We start from the raw sequence: 4,749 nt of genomic DNA on the forward strand, positions 1-4,749 counted from the left end.
GTGCTGCTCGCACGGCGTGCGTGGTCGTGGCGCTGCCATGACGTATCTGTCCCATAAGGCTTCCTTCCACTCGCGTGAAATTAATACCCCATCAAATCCCGGGACTAAACAAATTCAGATATTTCGTTGATCTCTACATTGTTGAGATTGCCCCTCCCTAAATGCAGACACAAATCATATACATACACAGCGGCAATTAGCGATTATAAAACCGACCGGGTGTGAAGCTTGCAACGATAATTCATATTACGATTATCTCAACGCGATCTCGAGTGACTGCAGTCGCAACTCGTTGATAGCGCTTTGAATTCTGATATCCGCGAGTTGAATATACAGGCTCCTCTATGAGAGATTTCCATTGTCCAGATTGCTGTATAAAAACGGCGTCATCAGTCTCAGCTATCACCCCTCCCAACATGCTAGACATGGATAAGACCCGTCCGGGTGGAGCTTGGCGGGATGGGGTCAATTCAATAGGGCCGAGATTAAACCCGTCTCCCATCAATTTAACACGACAACAGTAACCTTCTGCATCAAATTTCCAGATGGTTTTGTTAAAAAGAAACATCCCCTCGATACTATCTTTTTCAGAAAAGCCATTTATTTTATTGCTTATTTCTTCACTCGGATTTTTCGAAATATTAGTCAAACTGTATTTTTCATCAAGGTGAGAAAATTCACTATCTATTTCTTTGGTTGAGCTTTCGTCTTCTAGGGTCGCATCAAAAATCTGCACTTGATTGCGACGGGAGAGATTTGTTATTACTGGACCATTAAGAGCGACCCCATAAGAGCTTTGAGTAAACAGTTTGAGCTGAAACTCGCTAACTCGGTCTTCTAAATCCGCTCCAAATCCGATTAAACCACCTGCAGGTCCGCATGCTGCCCCAATAGCACCAAAGCGGCAATGGAACGCTCGTGCCGGAAGATCGGAAAGCTTTCGATTATTAAGTCCACTCCTCGCTATTGAGCCGCGCTTTTCCCGCGACGAGCCTTGGCTCGCAACAGTAAGTTGAACAGTGCTAGCATCGGTTCCGACATATGCACATCCATAGTAAAATTTCACATCTAGTAAGCTACGAAATTCCAGCTCACGCTCGAAAATATAAGAAAATCTATCGATATCAGTAGGAGACACATCATATCTCCCACCTATTTTGCGAAGACGTGTGACTTGCGAATATAACTCGTCGTTCCCTGTCTGGATTAGACGATTATCCGAAAATAACGCTCTCGCGGCTGCCGCTTCCCCATTCAAACACTCATTACAAAACGCAGCGATGTCGAACGCTCTCACGCTACCGTCACTGGCAAACAACCATAGAAAATCAAAATATAAATATGCCTCGATGAATGTTCCATGCAGAACTAGACGTTTTCCAATCATATCTTCCCCTTTCGCATACGGCATGCGATGAGATCATCGATAATATTCTTAGTCTCCCACTCTCTGATTAGCTGTTCAGGAATCTCATAATTTTCATCGTCTTTCGGCGAGACTGGATATCCATGCCAGGGACCTGGGCGGTTGGAGCATTGAGGGAAGAACGCCAGGCGTTCTCCATTAGCTCCGACTTTTGTAGCTGCTCCGTTACTGGTCCACCAAAGATTGCCGGCGCCATCCATCCATTGAGCAAAGTCGCTCTCATCAAACGCGATAGGCTCTTGGCTAACCGGAAAGTCAGAACTCCATATAGTCTTGCCTCGTTTGTATCCAGAATGTCGATGGTAGTTCATTGATTTATAGCTCAAACCACCGATGGGGGTGTTGCTCTGACGACGTGTGTAACCAAAAACGATCCCATCACTTTCACTGCGTAAGAAGTTCATCTAATCCTGCCCATTATATGTCTGAGATATTTTTTATCTTCTTATTATCATCGATTTCAACACTAAGTGTCAGTATTCTTAACTTGAAACTAAAGATAAGCAACCGAGGCCTCAAAGTGACTGTTTTAGGCTACATGTAGTTGCCTTACCAAATATGAATGGTTTGCCTTGATCAACCCCCAAAATGGGAAATTCCGCTGCCTATCATATTATATAGCGTGGCTCTAAAATCGACTATGTCTGCTATGTGAAAATCAGTTCGACTGATTTAATGACCGACATGAGGCGACTACCGCCTGTCTGCTAAATCCACCCGATGGACAGCGCCTTACACACGGGCCCTGCATGATCAGATGATAAAGGACCGAAGTTCCATCACGTCGCGTTTGGGTGCGGTCCCGAACCTGCGAACATAGTCCCGACTGAACTGCGACGGGCTTTCATAACCGACTTCAAACGCGGCGTTTGAGACGCTGACGTCCTCTGACACCATGAGGCGGCGTGCTTCAAGCAGACGCAACTGTTTTTGATACTGGAGCGGTGTCATAGACGTCAGTGTCTTGAAATGCTGATGGAAAGACGAGAGGCTCATGCCCGCCGCAGCGGCAAGATGCTCAATCCTTACCGGCTTCGTAAAGTTGGCGCGCAGCAGATGAATGGCCTCTGCAACCCGTTGCATGTGACTGTCGGGCAGGACGAGTTTACAGATCTCGCCCGCATGAGGCCCTGTTAACAGCCAGAAACAGATTTCCCGCATGATCCCCGGCCAGAGGATCGGGAGTGCAGCAGGATTATCGAGCAGTCGTACAAGTCGTCGGATGCAATCCGCCAGATATTCAGACAGGTCGGCGACGAAGACCCCGATACCCTGATCATTCGACGGAACAGGCGGCTGAGCGAGTTCCGACATGACCTCACGCAGGATCCCTGCGTCCAGATCGAGGGTGATTCCGATATAGGGACATTCAGGGCTCGCCTTCGTCACACGACCAAGAGCTGGTATTTCAATGCTGACCAGCAGGAACGCCATCGCCCCATACTCGAAAATGGCATCACCAAACTCTACCGCCTTCGCGCCCTGAAGGGTGATGCAGAGCGACGGTTTGTAGACCATGCCACTCGGCGGCGTCTTTTCGCTCAGTCTGATGATATTCAGACCGTCGAACGACGTCGTGCAAAGCCCATTCGCGCCACAACCCTGCGCGTCCAGATAGCAGGTTACAGCTCTGGCGAGAGATGAAGACATGCCTTGCTCCGGCCCAAATTCCAACGGCTCCAATCTACACCCTGCGCATGGCCTGAGCCAGACCATTGCAGGATCGGGCAAGAAATTTGGCAGTTCGGGCATTCGTCCTCCCGATAGGTACAGCTAACTATCGAGCACCTGTCGAGATCCATGGCGAGCGTCATCGGATTATCGACCATCACTTCCCAATAAGGGAATTTCTTACCTGTACAGGAACCGGACATGAGCAAATGGACGACGTCAAACATTCCAGACCTACATGACCGCTCATTCGTCGTAACCGGGACAGGCGGCCTCGGGTTTGAAGATGCGCTGGCACTCGCGCGCGCCGGAGCAACGGTCATTCTCGCCGGACGAAACCCGGGCAAAGGCGCGGAAGCTGTTGCCCGGATCAAAAGGGACACTCCCAAGGCCGCCATCAGCTTTGAAGCTCTTGATCTGGCTGATCTGGCGTCAATTGCCGCGTTTGGCGAACGTCTGCGTAGCCAACACGACCATCTCGACGTGCTTATCAACAATGCTGGCGTGATGATGCCACCCACACGCAAAGTGACCTCGGATAGCTTCGAACTGCAGTTCGGAACCAATTATCTTGGACATTTCGCACTCACCGCGCATTTGCTGCCCCTGCTTCGAAAGGGGAACCATCCGCGCGTTGTAACACTCTCCAGTATTGCCGCGCATGACGGTCAGATCGCGTTTGACGATCTTCAGGCCGCACATAGTTATAAGCCGATGCCGGTCTATAGCCAGTCCAAGCTGGCTTGCCTGATGTTTGCGTTGGAACTTCAGCGTCGCAGCGGCGCGGGAAACTGGGGGATCACCAGTATCGCAGCCCATCCTGGCATCTCGCGTACCGATCTGCTTCCGAACGGAGCTGGGGCTTCGAGTATATTGGGCCTTGCGCGGCGGATGTTGTGGTTTCTCTTCCAGCCGGCCGCCCAGGGCGCACTACCGACACTTTTCGCCGCGACGTCATCGGAGGCAAAGGGCGGCTGCTATTATGGCCCCGACAGGCTGAGCGAGACACGGGGGTATCCCACCGCTGCCAAAATACCTCCCGCCGCACTCGACCGGCAGGATGCTGCCCGCCTGTGGGATATCTCCGAACAGTTTACCCGTATGCAATTCGGGTAAGAATGTCGGCTTTCGGCAGGCCTACATACCCGCGTGGGGCGACAGCTATGTAGGCGGAAGCGGTAAGTCCGCTTAGCGCGTGACAAGCAGACAGGCTGCTTTCGTGCTCATCTCCGCCGTTCCAAGACCTGTCATGCTTTCCCGATAGCGGACATTACCGGTTTTCCTTGACGTAAGGTCCGGGAGTGTCCAGCGGTGACGGTATGGATACCATCAGCCTCCTTGCTCTACTCCTGACCCTCTCGGCAGGCTTCAGCATTCTCAACCATCACACACTGCGTATTCCTGTCACGATTGGTGTTCTGATTTTCTCGTTGCTGACGTCGCTTGTGTTCATGATCCTGAACCTGTTGCTTCCGGCCTGCGACCTTCAGGCTTTTCTACGATCGCTGCTTGGAGCCATCAATCTCCCTGCGGCACTTCTAAATGGCGCGTTGTCGCTTCTCCTGTTTGCCGGTGCCATGCAGGTCAATGTCGGACATCTGAGGGAAAAGCTGATGTCTGTGACAGCCCTCTCCATTCTGGGAACCATTCTG

At 51.1% G+C, this 4,749-nt stretch carries 4 protein-coding genes and 1 pseudogene; 2 read left to right on the plus strand and 3 right to left on the minus strand.

From position 1 onward, the window contains the following. Nucleotides 1-241: 241 nt before the first annotated feature. The 3 genes from HKD32_RS15035 to HKD32_RS15045 form a co-directional block, all read right to left on the minus strand. Entirely contained in the window at nt 242-1,411 is a 1,170-nt protein-coding gene (locus HKD32_RS15035; protein ID WP_061928488.1) for a hypothetical protein, read from the minus strand. Further along, entirely contained in the window at nt 1,384-1,830 is a 447-nt protein-coding gene (locus tag HKD32_RS15040) for a hypothetical protein (protein WP_156471950.1), read from the minus strand. The genes HKD32_RS15035 and HKD32_RS15040 overlap by 28 nt, the downstream gene beginning before the upstream one ends. Before the next feature lie 349 nt (nt 1,831-2,179). Further along, nucleotides 2,180-3,076, minus strand: a complete 897-nt coding sequence (locus HKD32_RS15045; RefSeq protein ID WP_061928484.1) for an AraC family transcriptional regulator — start codon at nt 3,074-3,076, stop codon at nt 2,180-2,182. 222 nt (nt 3,077-3,298) lie between these two features. On the opposite strand from HKD32_RS15045, the gene HKD32_RS15050 reads away from it, so the two are divergent. Continuing rightward, entirely contained in the window at nt 3,299-4,213 is a 915-nt protein-coding gene (locus HKD32_RS15050; protein WP_061928482.1) for an SDR family oxidoreductase, read from the plus strand. 203 nt (nt 4,214-4,416) lie between these two features. Further along, a pseudogene (locus tag HKD32_RS15055) lies at nt 4,417-4,749 on the plus strand (cation:proton antiporter); the annotation flags it as partial.

Origin of the sequence: Gluconobacter japonicus (assembly GCF_015244665.1) — a bacterium.
Lineage (GTDB): Bacteria > Pseudomonadota > Alphaproteobacteria > Acetobacterales > Acetobacteraceae > Gluconobacter > Gluconobacter japonicus.

Bases quoted from the DNA above. Each gene is read 5' to 3' on its own strand.
- HKD32_RS15035 (WP_061928488.1), bottom strand. From the start codon at position 1,411: ATGCCGTATGCGAAAGGGGAAGATATGATTGGAAAACGTCTAGTTCTG.
- HKD32_RS15040 (WP_156471950.1), bottom strand. From the start codon at position 1,830: ATGAACTTCTTACGCAGTGAAAGTGATGGGATCGTTTTTGGTTACACA.
- HKD32_RS15045 (WP_061928484.1), bottom strand. From the start codon at position 3,076: ATGTCTTCATCTCTCGCCAGAGCTGTAACCTGCTATCTGGACGCGCAG.
- HKD32_RS15050 (WP_061928482.1), top strand. From the start codon at position 3,299: ATGAGCAAATGGACGACGTCAAACATTCCAGACCTACATGACCGCTCA.